The organism is Streptococcus sanguinis SK49, assembly GCF_000212815.1.
Lineage (GTDB): Bacteria > Bacillota > Bacilli > Lactobacillales > Streptococcaceae > Streptococcus > Streptococcus sanguinis_C.
In genome coordinates this window covers 359,550-372,976 of sequence record NZ_GL890985.1, presented here as the reverse complement: position 1 = coordinate 372,976, position 13,427 = coordinate 359,550, and the positions used below count along the sequence as shown (strand labels likewise).

Annotated in this window: 13 protein-coding genes; 8 read left to right on the top strand and 5 right to left on the bottom strand. The window is 43.5% G+C overall.

The annotated features are described in order from the left end of the window. Positions 1-2 precede the first annotated feature (2 nt). The 6 genes from HMPREF9380_RS09020 to HMPREF9380_RS09045 all read left to right on the top strand — a co-directional run bounded on the left by HMPREF9380_RS09020 (position 3) and on the right by HMPREF9380_RS09045 (position 5,045). The gene (locus HMPREF9380_RS09020) at positions 3-761 is read left to right on the top strand and encodes an ABC transporter permease (protein ID WP_002932112.1); all 759 of its coding nucleotides are present in this window, start codon (positions 3-5) and stop codon (positions 759-761) included. 37 nt (positions 762-798) lie between these two features. Next, entirely contained in the window at positions 799-1,491 is a 693-nt protein-coding gene (locus HMPREF9380_RS09025) for an ABC transporter permease (protein WP_002932111.1), read from the top strand. Positions 1,492-1,635: 144 nt separating this feature from the next. Next, complete coding sequence (locus tag HMPREF9380_RS09030; RefSeq protein WP_002932109.1) at positions 1,636-2,544, top strand: ATP-binding cassette domain-containing protein; 909 nt, start codon at positions 1,636-1,638, stop codon at positions 2,542-2,544. A 12-nt stretch (positions 2,545-2,556) separates the two neighbouring features. Next, a complete protein-coding gene (locus HMPREF9380_RS09035; RefSeq protein ID WP_002932106.1) occupies positions 2,557-3,252 on the top strand; it encodes an ABC-2 family transporter permease in 696 nt (231 codons plus the stop codon). Between the two features lie 145 nt (positions 3,253-3,397). Next, the gene (locus tag HMPREF9380_RS09040) at positions 3,398-4,330 is read left to right on the top strand and encodes an ABC transporter ATP-binding protein (protein WP_002932103.1); all 933 of its coding nucleotides are present in this window, start codon (positions 3,398-3,400) and stop codon (positions 4,328-4,330) included. Continuing rightward, positions 4,323-5,045 carry a lantibiotic ABC transporter permease gene (locus HMPREF9380_RS09045; protein WP_002932099.1) on the top strand — a complete coding sequence of 241 codons (723 nt, stop codon included), beginning with the start codon at positions 4,323-4,325 and terminating at the stop codon, positions 5,043-5,045. The genes HMPREF9380_RS09040 and HMPREF9380_RS09045 overlap by 8 nt, the downstream gene beginning before the upstream one ends. A 110-nt stretch (positions 5,046-5,155) precedes the next feature. Here the strand turns inward: HMPREF9380_RS09045 and HMPREF9380_RS09050 are convergent, their stop codons facing one another. The 4 genes from HMPREF9380_RS09050 to HMPREF9380_RS09065 form a co-directional block, all read right to left on the bottom strand. Next, a complete protein-coding gene (locus HMPREF9380_RS09050; RefSeq protein WP_002932096.1) occupies positions 5,156-5,773 on the bottom strand; it encodes a helix-turn-helix domain-containing protein in 618 nt (205 codons plus the stop codon). 109 nt (positions 5,774-5,882) lie between these two features. Continuing rightward, entirely contained in the window at positions 5,883-6,716 is an 834-nt protein-coding gene (locus tag HMPREF9380_RS09055; RefSeq protein WP_002932094.1) for a CPBP family intramembrane glutamic endopeptidase, read from the bottom strand. 453 nt (positions 6,717-7,169) lie between these two features. Then, positions 7,170-8,045, bottom strand: a complete 876-nt coding sequence (locus tag HMPREF9380_RS09060; RefSeq protein WP_002932093.1) for a sensor histidine kinase — start codon at positions 8,043-8,045, stop codon at positions 7,170-7,172. A 1-nt stretch (position 8,046) separates the two neighbouring features. After that, a complete protein-coding gene (locus tag HMPREF9380_RS09065; protein ID WP_002932092.1) occupies positions 8,047-8,727 on the bottom strand; it encodes a response regulator transcription factor in 681 nt (226 codons plus the stop codon). A gap of 260 nt (positions 8,728-8,987) precedes the next feature. Here HMPREF9380_RS09065 and HMPREF9380_RS09070 point away from each other — a divergent pair, with 260 nt between their 5' ends. Continuing rightward, positions 8,988-10,769 (top strand): serine hydrolase domain-containing protein, encoded by a 1,782-nt coding sequence (locus HMPREF9380_RS09070; RefSeq protein WP_002932091.1) that lies wholly within the window; start codon positions 8,988-8,990, stop codon positions 10,767-10,769. 17 nt (positions 10,770-10,786) lie between these two features. After that, on the top strand, positions 10,787-12,565 hold the full coding sequence (locus HMPREF9380_RS09075) for a serine hydrolase domain-containing protein (RefSeq protein WP_002932090.1): 1,779 nt from the start codon (positions 10,787-10,789) through the stop codon (positions 12,563-12,565). A 213-nt stretch (positions 12,566-12,778) separates the two neighbouring features. Here HMPREF9380_RS09075 and HMPREF9380_RS09080 read toward each other — a convergent pair whose 3' ends face one another. Beyond that, complete coding sequence (locus HMPREF9380_RS09080) at positions 12,779-13,339, bottom strand: TetR/AcrR family transcriptional regulator (RefSeq protein WP_235787792.1); 561 nt, start codon at positions 13,337-13,339, stop codon at positions 12,779-12,781. Positions 13,340-13,427 lie beyond the last annotated feature (88 nt).

Sequence of the window (13,427 nt, the reverse complement as noted above, 5' to 3'; positions counted from 1 at the left end):
TCATGATGGATTTCATTCGAGCCGATTTATACCGGCTCATGCGCTCAAAAGGCTTTTGGATTAGTGAATTTTTATTAGTTTGTGTGATTTTCTCAGCAACCTTCTTCCAAGCAAATATTCATTTTGGAGCAAATATCTCCAGAAATGAGGCTGCTACTCAAGCTCTAGGAAAACTAACCGGCCTTCAAGCTCTAGACTATTTTGCAGGCAATACAGACAGTCTGATTCTTTTCACCATCATTGGTATCAGTATGGTCCTTGGAGTGGACCTGTCTCGGAAACTTTATAAAAACTGTCTGAGCTACGGCATCTCTAAGCTCAACTATTATTTTTCTAAATTCTTTGTCTGCGTTAGCATCGCAGCTTTTAACTTCCTGATGATTTTATCTATCTCCTTTGTGACTGCTAGTCTGTCCAACGGAATTGGAAGTGCCCCCAGCTCTTTTTTGCCTCAGCTGGGAACTGCTCTCTTCATTCAATTTCTCAGCACGGTTACATGGATTGCTATCTTTTCTTTTGTACTCTATGCCAGCCACTCCATTGTATCTAGCTTTCTGACCTATTTCCTTGGCGGTACCTTACTGACTATTCCCCTCATTTTTTACCCTGACAATGAATGGTTACTCTATCTGACTATGCATTTCAACACTGCTATGGCAGCAAATAGCGGAGCTGTTATCAAGGCTATACTGACAGTGGTAACGATTACCCTGCTCTTTCTAGGTGGCGGGCTGATGGTTTTCAAAAAGAAAGATTTATAAAAAGCAGGAACAATCTTAATCATTCAGAGGAGATTTCATGTTACATACCATTCAGGCGGAGCTCTACCAGCTTGTCCGCTCCAAACTTTTTTGGCTAATAGAAGGGCTGCTCTTTTTTCTCATTTTCATCAGCTCTCTTGGTGAAAGCAACTTTAATTTTTATATCTCTACATCTTCTGATCCAGAAGAAATAGTCATCCAAGGTTGGACAGGATTTGAAGCTCTCGGGCAGCTTGCTAAAGACTTCCTGCCCTTTGTCATGATTACTGTCCTTGTGCTCATCATCTTTCTGTTAGGTCGTGACCTGACTAGAAAACTGTACAACAATATATTAGCTGGCGGGATTTCTCGGAAAGAATTTTACCTATCCAAAATAGCTGTTCTTATCACAATTATCATCTTGCAAATGGCGGCAGCCTTTGCTGTAGCCTTTATCTTTGGGAGCCTCTTCCACGGACTTGGGACTATGCCAAAGAACTTTTTCTGGAGCTTCTCCTTGTCTTTCTTTCGCTCCTTTCTCTTTATTATGACCTGCAGTTCCGTAGTTACCTGTCTCCTCTATCTGACCCGCTCCACCCTAGCCAGCTATCTCGGCTTTTTCGCCCTGATTATGCTTCAGTCTAGCCTCGTCATCGTTTTCCCTCAGATAAATTCTGAACTATTCTTATTCCTTATCCTAGCTGGTTCTCTCTTAGGTGGTTACCAAGCCTTTCAGCACAGGGACTTATAAATTTAAGCAGTCAGCCCTTTGGCTGCTTTTTTATTGCTTTTGGATTGGTTCTGCATTTCTTTAGAAATATTTTAGAATTTCTTGAGAAATATTTGAAATCTAGCTTGTATACTAAAATCAAATCTAAGAAAGCGAGAATATACCATGCAAACTGTTTTAGAAGTAAAGCAAGTTACCAAACAATATGGCCAGCAATATGCCCTTGATCATGTGAGTCTTTCAATCCAGAAAGGTGATATTTATGGACTGATTGGCAAGAACGGAGCTGGCAAAACCACTCTTCTCAAGACCATTAGCCGGCTCATTCATGCCAACAGCGGAACCGTGTCTGTCTTTGGTTCGCAGAACTCTAAGGAATGGAACGAAGCCCTGCGCAAGATAGGTACTGTCATCGAAACACCAGTTGCTTACAATCAGATGACTGCTTATCAAAACCTCAACTACTACTGCAAGGTCCACCAGATTGCCCAGCCCGACCAGCTCATCAAGGAAACCCTGGCCTATGTCGGATTGAGCAATACTGGTAAAAAGAAATTCCGCAACTTTTCGCTAGGAATGAAGCAGCGTCTAGGAATCGCTATTGCACTTATCAGTAAGCCTGAACTCATGATTTTAGACGAGCCCATCAACGGCCTCGATCCGCTTGGCATCAAGGAATTTCGACTGATGATTCAGCGACTCAACCAAGAGTTAGGGATTACTTTTATTATTTCCAGCCACATCTTGTCCGAGCTTTATCTGGTAGCCACCAAGTTTGGAGTGATTGACCAAGGACGGCTTGTTGCAGAATTCACCAAGGACGACTTTGACCGAGCCAGCGAAGATTATATCGTCCTCAAAACCAGCGATAGAGACCAGGCTGCCAATCTCATCCAAGGCAAGCTCCACTATCAGCTCAAGGAAGCTGATAAATCTGATGAGCTGCACATTGTCGCCCAAGAACAGGAACTAAATGACATCAACAGGGAGTTGGTCCTATCCAACATTCATGTCAATGGTATCTATGCAGCTCACAAAGATTTAGAAAAATACTTTACAGATTTAGTCCAGTAAGGAGAAAAAAACATGTTACATACTTTTCAAGCAGATTTTTACCGCTTCTTTCGTTCCAAGGCTGTTTGGATTACCGAATTCATCTTTCTACTGACGACCTTGAGCGCAGTCTTTGGCAAATTAAATGCCGTCCAGCTTATACAAGCGGTGTCCAACGCTATCGGTAATAATACATTTATCATCATTATCCTCTCTATGGTCGTCATCGGGACAGATCTGAACAAGCAGCTTTACAAGAATACTTTAACCAGCGGCGTTTCCCGTACCAGTTTCTTCGTCTCTAAAGCCCTAGTCATGGTCTGCGTAACGTTCCTGCAGTTGGCTCTCTATTATAGCATCAACTTTATCCTAGCAGCCATTCTAAACGGTATCGGTGATTTATCCGCTACCTTCCTGCTTCAGTTTATTCTTCTATTCTTTGTGCAGTGTCTGACTGTCATTGCTTGGACAGCTATTATTTCCTTTATTCTTTATCTGAGTAAATCTATGATTGCTGCTCTGGGAGGTTACCTTTTCTGCGCATCTTTTACCGGAGCTCTTGCTCAATTTTATCCCAAATCTTTATGGCTGCAGCATTTCACCATGAGCTTTGATTTTGAGACGCTTCAAAGCAACGGTGTAACCTTGAGAATTGTTCTAATCGCCTTGTTTTTAGGAATCGTCTTCACCGCAGCAAGTCTTTATACTTTCCACAAAAAGGATTTATAGTAGAGAATGAGCCAGTTCTTGACTGGCTCATTTTAATCTTTCCAATTTTAAATTTCTTTAGAAATATTTTAGAATTTCTTGAGAAATATTTGAAATTTAGTTTGTATACTAAAAGTATAAACAAAGTAATTAAAGGAGAAACATCATGCAAAATGTTTTAGAAGTGAAAGGACTCACTAAAAAATACGGTGATCAGTATGCTCTGAAAGATGTCAGTCTTTCCATCAAGAAAGGAGAGATCTACGGTCTCATCGGAAAAAACGGTGCTGGTAAGACCACGCTGATCAAAATCATCACGCAAGTCATCTATCCTAGCGGAGGAACCGTATCTGTTCTGGGCTCTCAGAACCAACAAGAATGGACCAGAGCCCTCGGCCATACTGGATCTGTTATCGAGACCCCTGTAGCTCATGCCCACATGTCGGCCTATGAAAATCTGCGCTACTACTGTACCGATCGGGGCATTCCAAATGCTGACAAAGTCATCAAAGAAACCCTGCAATATGTCGGCCTGACCGATACTGGAAAGAAGAAATTCCGTAATTTCTCTCTGGGGATGAAACAGCGGTTGGGCATTGCCATTGCCATTTTGGGGCGTCCCGACTTGCTCATTCTGGACGAGCCCATCAATGGTTTAGACCCCGTTGGGATTCAGGAATTTAGAGAAATGGTCAAGCGCCTCAATCAAGAACTGGGCATCACCATCATCATTTCCAGCCATATCCTGTCCGAGCTTTATCTAGTCGCAACTCGCTTTGGTTTTATCAATCAAGGGCATTTCATCAAGGAGCTGTCTAAGGAAGAATTTAACCGAGAAAGCGGCGACTATATCATCCTCAAAACGGATAATCTCAAGCAAGCTGCTCATTTAGTGCAAGACAAGCTCGGCTACCAGCTCAGACCGACCAACAAGGAAGATGAGCTGCATATTTCCGGTAAGGTACAAGAAATTCGCAAGATTGCCAAGGAATTAGTCCTAGCCGACATCCCAATCGGGGAAATCTACTACGCCCACAAAGACTTAGAAAAATACTTTACAGACTTAATCAACCAACAAGGAGGAAACACTCATGTTTAATAGTATCAAGGCGGATTACTACCGTCTCTTCCGCTCCGTAGGATTCTGGGGAGTGCAGGCTTTCTGCATCAATGGAATTCTCCTCGCCATTTTCACTTCCCAAGTCGTCAGTTCCGACAACGGTATCTTTTTTGCCATAGATGTCGTCTCCTACAACATTGGCATGATCTTTATTGCCTGCAATGTCATGACTAGCTTGCTTCTCGGTGTTGATCTCAATTACAAACTTTATCACAATAACCTGACTACAGGCAAGACTCGGACCCAGTATTACTTCTCTAAATCACTGACTATCGGTAGCTTACTTCCTCTACAATTCATATTGCTCTACATTTTTGGTATTGTCATCGAATTTGTCCGAACCGGCGGTAATATGGGAACCCTGCCAGCTAATTTCTGGGGACAATTCGCAATACTCTTTGTCATGCAGGTCATCTGTACCTATGCTTGGTACTGCATTACCAGCTTTGTCCTCTACTTGACTCGAAACTATAGTGTCGTCTTTATCACCTATATCATGACCTACATCTTACTCGGCCTCCCTAGTCAAATGGTTGATGCCAATAATGAATGGTTCAAGGCTATCAAGATGGAGTTCGTCTACGGAGACGCTTCAATACCAGGTGTCATCACCAAAACAGCTATCTTTGCTCTCAGTCTGATCACGGTCTTTAGCTTAGCAGGACTGGCTACACTGAAGAAGAGAGATTTGTAAAATAAAAACTCAGCTAATCACTAAATTAGCTGAGTTTTTTTGAGCGGATTTTAATTGGATGATGAGCGGATTTCACCCTTTCTGGTCTAGCCCTCTTTATCGGCTTTCTTTCACTGCTTCCAATCTTGCTTTTTCAAGAACAGACTGATGCAGACTCCTAGGATAAGGTAGAAAGTGACAAAGGTAAGACTGGCTGCCAGACTGGTCGGATATGGAAAGATCTTGCCCAGAGGAAAAAGAATATTAGATAGAAATCCAAGGGGAACAAAGAGCAAGAATAAAATCAAGGCTAGCTTAACCTGAAAAGAAGGTCTTACCTCGGATAGATTGCGGCCCGTTCCCCACACCAGCAGCCCTACTCCCTGGACAATCAGCACCGGCATTAGCAAGATACTGATCTTGAGAAAATCAGCTAGGATAATGGAGAGGATGATGCCCAGACCAACAAAGCCAAGAGAGAGCTGATAGCAAATATTGCTGGCTATTCTCCTGTGCTTGATTGACTGCTCTTCCTCTTTCTGTACTACAGGCTCAATTCCCTTGAGCAGATAGTCTGTGGTCACCGCAAAATAGTCACTCATGGAAATGATCTTATCCAAATCAGGCATACTCTGCTCGCTCTCCCACTTGGAAACGGCCTGTCTGGACACACCGAGTTGGTCGGCTAGCCCCTCCTGCGAAATGCCCCGCGCTTTCCGCAGGTACTGGATTCTGTCTGATAGATTCATGGATTGTTTTACCTATTCTTTCTTATTTTTTATACTTTCTTTCATTGACACTTATTATAGCACAAGGCGGAGAGACTGCAAAGTCTGATTGTCATCTCTTCATAAAATGCTAGACTTCTTCTTTAGATGGAAGTGCTTTTTCCTCCCTATCCGTCCGATACCAGAGATAGATACTATAAAGTGTCAGGAGAATCACACCTCCAAAGTAAAGGAAGGGATTGACTTGAGAGAAATCCAGTTGATTGTTAGCTTGAGCTATGCCAACAAAAGTCGGGATGAGGGTGTTGGAGAGCGCATGAAAGATGTTACAAGCAAGGGCAGACTGGGTCTTCTTATAAAGTGCAGCAAGCCAGAAAGAGAGAAGGATACTGAAAATGATAAAAAATGAGAAAAGATCATGGCTTCGATCATAAAAGCGATCGTAAAACCAGAGGGGAATATGCCAGATGGCCCAAATAATACCGGTCATCAAGGTAGAGACAAAAAAAGAAAACTTTTTCTCCAAGGCCGGCTGTAGGAAGCCGCGCCAGCCGAATTCTTCAATCCCGCCCGATAGGACAATACAATAGATAAAAAACCAAGGAAATCTTACTAAAGCGCCGTCTACCAGCTTGCCACCAGAAGCTAGGGCATAGAAGGCGGTCAGACCACCACCATAGATTAGCAAGTAGAGCCAGGTCTCTTTCTTGCCTGAAAAGAGATAGGAGCAAATGGCCTTGAAGCCTTTCTTTTTCAGTACGATTAGGCTGGCCAGCATAGGCCCAAACATAGCAATACCATTTAGAATAGCTTCAAGAGCTAGATAGGCTGTAGGTGGACTGTCTGGCCAAAGGTTTTTGAGGATAATGTCCAGCAGCCAGAATCCCCATGTCCAGCCGAAGTTCCAAGCTAGGAACGGCAAAATTAGTTTTGGTTGTGGTTTGATAGTTGTTTCTGTATTCATGAGAATACCTCCTTATAATATAATTAAACTCAAGTTTTGTTCCAAATCTTCAAAGACAGCGACTCGTTCATTCCGAAATCAAAAACTTGGCTTCTGCTTTCAGATTAACAAAAAAGCCAGTTGCCTTTCTAGCGACTGGACTTGGAATAAAGAAAAAATCTAGTTGCTTTTTGAGTGATTGAACTTGGAATCATTGTCAACTGTCAGTTGCAAGTCAGTTATATCAAGGGTTTAGAGCAGTTGGCTGATTTTTCACTTTGACTGTTAAAATGACCTCGCTGATATGACTTGCTTTTCAAATCACAAAACAAAAAGGCATCTTTATCATGCCTTTCTTCGACTTAATCTAAAAACAAACCTCCGCCAATTCAAAAATTAGCTGAGGTTTATGAGCGGATTTTGAGGCTAGCTGATAGAGCTTAGCCTTTCTTATTTTGATTTTTTAAGTCTTTTTTACAAAGTCACAACCTGTTCAAACCAGTCATCCTCGGCTTTCATTGTCAAGTCTCCGCCTAGGATTTCGACTAACTGCTGGGTGATGTAAAGCCCCAGACCAGAAGACTCCTCACTGCTGGATAGGTTTTCTGAGTAAAAGCGATTGGTCAGCTTATCTAGATATTGGATAGGCTGCTGGACGATATTTTTGACGGTAAAGATACAATGCTCGCCGTCTTTTTTCAGAGAAATGCTGGCAGCCTTACGGCCGTGCTTGAGGACATTGCTTATCATATTTTGGACAATGCGCTCTAGAATTTCTGGGTCTGTCTCTAGCTCTAGACCTTCGGCCAGCTCTACCTGCAGGTCAATCTGGGCTTTCTGAAAGGCGTCATAATAGGTAAAAAGCTGCTGGGTTACCAGCTGGGATATGTCTGTCGGCTGGACATTGGCCCGAATGGCACCCTCCATCAGCCGGCGGTACTCCATCAAGGCTTCCAGCCGTTTGGACACCATTCCCAGACTATCTGCAATTTTGATTAGCTGCTGACTTTCCTGACTCTCATCCTTCAGCAGCTGCTGGGTATAGCCGCTAGCAATGGTCAGAGGGGTGCGGATATCATGGGCAATATTACTGATAGCCATATCCAGTGTCTTCTTTTCCTGCTGGACAACAAAGGTCGTCTTATCTAGCTCCCGAAAGAGCATCTCTGCTTCCTCTGTCAACTCCAAAATACTGGGAGCATGAGCAGCAGGAGCCAGACGATTCTGGCTCCCTGTCTGCCGCTTCCGACAAATCTGCTGTGCCACATCCTTGACCGCCAGATGATAGCGTACGAAACCAATGGCCAGAAACAGACTGATAAGGGCAAATAAAATGACTAACACCAACATATCAGTCCTCCTTGAGCCGAACACCCAGTCCCCAAACAGTCTCTATGTATTCCTCTGTTGGGTCCAACTGAGCCAGTTTCTTACGTAGGTTGCTGAGGTGGGTATTCAGGGTATTATCCCCAGGCAGATAGCTCTCTTCCCAGACCTGCTCAAAGAGCTCTTCCTTGGTGTAGATCTTCTTGGGATGACGGAGCAAGAGCTGGAGGATATGATATTCTTTCTTGCTCAAACGGACGCTTTTCTCACCGCAGACCGCCTCAAAGGTAGCCTTGAGCAGACGGATATTTTTAAAGGACTGGCCTTCTTCCTCGCCGGCCAAAGCCTGCTGGCTGCGTAGCTGCACGGTGATACGGGCAAAAACCTCATCCAGATTGAAAGGTTTGACAATATAATCATTAGCACCATTCAGCAGGTACTGGCTAACCAGCGCTTTCTCACCAAGGGCTGTCAGCATAACCACTGGCACCGTAGCATTGCTACTGCGAATTTCCCTCAACACTTCATCACCGTTCTTCCCCGGCAGCATGATGTCCAGAAGAACCAAATCAATCTCCTCCCGCTCAAACAGCGAAATGCCCTCCGTACCCGAATAGGCGGAATAAACCGTGTGTTCCTTCTGAAAAAGATCTTTTAGAATTTCATGAATATCACTGTTGTCTTCGATGAGTAAAATATGAGCCATAAACACTCGCCTCCAGAAATTTCCTATCACTAGTGTAGCAAGGATAAGAGGCTAAGTCAATAAAAGATGGACTATTCGAAAAACTTTAGAAATATTTTAGAATTACTTGAAGGATATTTGAGAATCGGACTTTAAAATAGAAAGAAATAAGAAATGTATGTGCTATAAAAAGGAGGCTCAATATGTTTAAAATTTTTTGCAAAATCGTTTTTAGAAGTATTACTTTCGCCCTTGAGGGCTAAGGAAAAAAGGAGAATCGCATGAAAAAACCATTTATTCTAACGCTTCTAACGATTATAACTCTAGGACTCTTCCAGCCAGCTACTGTGCTGGCTGAGGAGGCTCAAAAGCTGCCCTCTGGTATCGAACGAGACCAGATCGGCCAGAAAATCCAAGACTATGTCAAGGAACATGAAAAGACAACAGCCGGCATGGCAACGGCAGTCTTTGACAAGGACGGTACCATTTATCAAGGCAACTTTGGATACATGGATAAGGAAAAAGACATCAAGGCCGATGACGATAGTATCTTTGAATGGGGCTCCGTAACCAAATTAACCGTCTGGGTCTCTGTCATGCAGCTCTGGGAGCAAGGTAAGATTAACCTAGAAGAAGACATCCGCACCTATCTGCCAGAGGGCTTCCTCAAAAATCTCCGCTATGATAAGCTTATCACCATGCTGGATCTAATGAACCATCAGGCGGGATTCGATGAGGTAACCATGTACCTACAAGACGATAAAAGTATCGAAGAAATCCTTCAAGAACAACAACCTATTCAGTCCTTTGAACCCGGTACAGTCACAGCTTATTCAAATTACGGTGCTGGCTTGGCTGCTCTGATTGTCGAGCGGATCTCCGGTCAGACTTTTGCCGACTATGCCCATGAGCATATTTTCCGACCACTGGGCATGAATAAAACGGCTATTTTGCCGGACCTATCAGACAATTCCTACGTTCAGAAAAAGCGTCAAGAAACCAAAGGATACGACACTAAAGGAAACTTACTGAGCAAGGACCATTTCATCACTAGCATCTATCCTACCGGAGCTGCTACTGGCACCTTGAAAGACTTGGAGAAGTTCGCCCAAGCCCTGCTGGCTCGCAAGACGCTCTTTGAGCGCCCAGAGACCTGGAACACCCTCTATACTGTCAGTTCCACCTACCCTGACACGAATATCATCCGCAATGCTCATGGCTTTTGGGCCAACGAATACGGTACTACTGTGTTGGGCCACGGCGGAAATACAGCTGGCGCTACTTCACGGATAATGTTGGACTTGGAACACGGTATCGGCTATGTCGTCATGACCAATCAAGGTGCAGAGCAAAATTATAATTTCCAAATGCCAGAGCTCGTCTTTGGGCCACGTAAAACAGCCAGCAAGGAAACCCAAGAGCAGTTCAGTCCTGGCTATTATCGCACTCTGCGCAACTTTAATCAAGGCCCTCTAGCTATCTTTAAAATGATTCCAGCTTCCGCAGACTACTTACAGGAACCATCTGACGATCAGCGATTGCCAAACAACTTCTGGACCATTTATCAGAGCCAAGGCAAGACCCGTATCGCAGTGGCTGTCGCAGACTATGAGAAAGTCTCTGACTTTGATTTCTTTAAAGACTATGTTGTTCTAGGCTTGGCCGGACTTGGTATCATCTACGCCCTCGGCCTGCTCCTCATCAGTCCGCTTCTGGGAGCCTATCGACTTATCTTTCGCAAGAAACAAGACCAGCCAGACCGCACTTGGAAGGTCTGGAACCTTCTAACAGCTGTTGGTATTTTGGCTGTTCCCATCAATCTCTTTCTGCTATTCATGTCAGCAACTTCAGGAGATTTCAGCGAAATCGCTCAGTGGCGCTACATGCTCTTTGCTGCCTTGGGACTCCTGCTAACCGCAGCCGCTCTGTTACCTCTCTTCAGAAAGTCCAGAGAAAAGCTCAGCAAAGGCCGCCTCTTCCTGACGGTCATGACTAGCCTATCTGCCTTAGCAGTGGCCACTAATATCCTCTATTGGTCCCTCTATCAGTGGTGGGTATTCTAATATGAAAGGAGCCAGCTATGAAAAAAACATTTTCCCTAATCCTTTTAACTCTTTTGACTTTAGGACTCTTTCGACCAATTACCGCACTGGCTGAAGAACAGAAACTCCCATCTGGTATCGAACGGAACCAGATCGGCCAGAAAATCCAAGACTATGTCAAGGAGCATGAAAAGACGACTGCCGCTATGGAAACAGCAGTCTTTGACAAGGATAGCACCATTTACCAAGGAAACTTTGGTTATATGGATAAAGAAAAAGGCATCAAAGCTGACAACAGCAGCGTCTTTGAATGGGGCTCCGTGACCAAGCTGACCGTCTGGATAGCTGTCATGCAACTCTGGGAACAAGGAAAGATTGACCTAGAGGAAGATATCAAGACCTACCTGCCAGAGAACTTTCTTAAAAATCTGCACTTCGACAAAGCTATCACGATGCTGGATCTCATGAATCATCAGACGGGATTTGATGAATCTCTATCTTACACAAAAGGTGATAAAAATATAGAGGAAAATCTACGCATGCTCCAGCCTGTCCAGTCCTTTGAACCTGGAACAGTAACCTCTTATTCCAACTATGGTGCTGGGCTCGCTTCTCTGATTGTCGAGCGGATTTCCGGTCAGACCTTTGCTGACTATACCCACGAGCATATCTTCCAGCCGCTTGGCATGGACAAGACAGCTCTCCTACCGGACTTATCTGATATTCCCTATGTTCAGAAAAAACGGCAAGAATCTAAGGCCTATGATACAAAGGGAAATTCACTAGGGACAGCTTTTTATGAATATGGTCTCTACTCAATTGGCCAAGCAGCCGGCACCTTGGAGGATTTACAGAAATTTGCTCAGGCTCTGCTGGGGCGCAAGGTTCTCTTTGAACGTCCGGAAACTTGGAATACTCTCTATAATCCCACTTCGACTTATCCAGGTACAGACATCGCCCGCAATGCCCACGGTTTTTGGATTAATGAATACGGAGTCAGCATCATTGGCCACGGCGGCAATACTGATGGTTTCAGCTCTCGTCTCATGCTAGACTTGGAAAGTGGCATCGGCTACATAGTCATGACCAATCAAAGCATGGAAGAGAATTACAACTACCAAATGCCTGAACTGGTTTTCGGAAGACGCAAAACAGCTGATAAAGAGACTCAAAAACAGTTTACACCAGGCTACTACCTTTCTCCGCGCACCTATCTCCATGGCCCCTTGTCCTTTCTAAGACTCATGATGCCCTCAATAGAGAAGATTGACAATCCTGCTCAGAACCGAATCTTGAGTACCAATTTTTGGACCATCTATAAGAGCAAGGGAAAGATTACAATTCCCGTCGCTGTGGTAGACTATGAGAAAATCTCTGCTTTTGACTTCTATAAGGACTATATCATCTTAGGATTAGGCATCCTTGGAATTGTCTATAGTTTTGGAACGCTCATCATCAGCCTTTTATTAGGAGCTTATCGCTTGATTTCCCGAAAAACGGTTGAGCGCACAGACCGCACCTGGAAGGTCTGGAATCTACTGACTTCCCTTGGTATTCTGGCTGTTCCCCTAAACCTGCTAATGATTATGATACCTTTGATGTCAGATGACCTCGATTCTCTAACTCATTGGCGCTACATGCTCTTTGCTGCCTTGGGTCTCCTGCTAACCGCTGCTGCTCTGCTGCCACTGTTCAGAAAATCCAGAGAAAAGTTCAGCAAAGGCCGCCTCTTCCTGACGGCCATGACTAGTCTATCTGCTTTGGCAGTGGTCGCTAATATCCTTTACTGGTCCCTCTACCAGTGGTGGGTACTTTGATATAAGTTGCCTGCCTTCCTTTGGGAAGGTGGGCTTTGGCTTTTTGGAAAAATATGATGTCCTCCATATTAGCTGCTTGGAGGTATGAGGGAAAGATGTAGAGAAGCAGTGTCAGGTTGACAGAATAGATAGGTGAGAAAGAGAAAACATATGCTTAGCTATCAAATAGTAACATGTCATACGTTTTTTGATTCATACTCAAGTTATTCCTGCCTAGTGTGAATTTTCATTATTTGAGTATGAATGCCAAACTGATAATTTGTTAATTTGTTTTTGAATAAAGAGGGTTAGTTCCTCAACTGTTAAGGGAATATCCTGCCTGGCATATTTTTCTAGCAGCGCGAAAATCCCTCCCATTACAAAATCAAAAATCAAGTCTAATTCTGTATTTAGTTTTTCAACTTTTAAAAATGCCAGCAAATGAGGTTGCAAGGCTTGTTTGTAAGATTCATAAAAGGAAGAATCTCTGTTTAGAAATACGATTATTTCACCATAGACTTTATGAACAGTAATCAACGATTTTATAAATTTCTCGTCTGTCAGATTTGATTGCAGACTGATTTCAGAAATGATAGAGTGAATCAAATTGGTTTCCACTTGCTTCCTGAGATCGTAAACATCCTCAAAATAGTAGTAAAATGTCGACCTATTATAACCCGTCCTTTGACAAAGTTCTTTTACTGATATTTTATTTAAAGGCTTTTCGCGTAAAGCCTTGAGAAAAGCTTCCATAAAAAATTCTCTGGTTTCTTCTAATGCAAATAACAAACTCATGACTTTCCTTTCGGACACTTTGGGCAAAATTGTTGGTATCATTCATGGCAGATTTTGTCTATACTAGACTTATCTTATACAAATGAGG

Coding starts and splice junctions, on each gene's coding strand:
- HMPREF9380_RS09020 (WP_002932112.1), top strand. CDS start 3: ATGATGGATTTCATTCGAGCCGATTTATACCGGCTCATGCGCTCAAAA.
- HMPREF9380_RS09025 (WP_002932111.1), top strand. CDS start 799: ATGTTACATACCATTCAGGCGGAGCTCTACCAGCTTGTCCGCTCCAAA.
- HMPREF9380_RS09030 (WP_002932109.1), top strand. CDS start 1,636: ATGCAAACTGTTTTAGAAGTAAAGCAAGTTACCAAACAATATGGCCAG.
- HMPREF9380_RS09035 (WP_002932106.1), top strand. CDS start 2,557: ATGTTACATACTTTTCAAGCAGATTTTTACCGCTTCTTTCGTTCCAAG.
- HMPREF9380_RS09040 (WP_002932103.1), top strand. CDS start 3,398: ATGCAAAATGTTTTAGAAGTGAAAGGACTCACTAAAAAATACGGTGAT.
- HMPREF9380_RS09045 (WP_002932099.1), top strand. CDS start 4,323: ATGTTTAATAGTATCAAGGCGGATTACTACCGTCTCTTCCGCTCCGTA.
- HMPREF9380_RS09050 (WP_002932096.1), bottom strand. CDS start 5,773: ATGAATCTATCAGACAGAATCCAGTACCTGCGGAAAGCGCGGGGCATT.
- HMPREF9380_RS09055 (WP_002932094.1), bottom strand. CDS start 6,716: ATGAATACAGAAACAACTATCAAACCACAACCAAAACTAATTTTGCCG.
- HMPREF9380_RS09060 (WP_002932093.1), bottom strand. CDS start 8,045: ATGTTGGTGTTAGTCATTTTATTTGCCCTTATCAGTCTGTTTCTGGCC.
- HMPREF9380_RS09065 (WP_002932092.1), bottom strand. CDS start 8,727: ATGGCTCATATTTTACTCATCGAAGACAACAGTGATATTCATGAAATT.
- HMPREF9380_RS09070 (WP_002932091.1), top strand. CDS start 8,988: ATGAAAAAACCATTTATTCTAACGCTTCTAACGATTATAACTCTAGGA.
- HMPREF9380_RS09075 (WP_002932090.1), top strand. CDS start 10,787: ATGAAAAAAACATTTTCCCTAATCCTTTTAACTCTTTTGACTTTAGGA.
- HMPREF9380_RS09080 (WP_235787792.1), bottom strand. CDS start 13,339: ATGAGTTTGTTATTTGCATTAGAAGAAACCAGAGAATTTTTTATGGAA.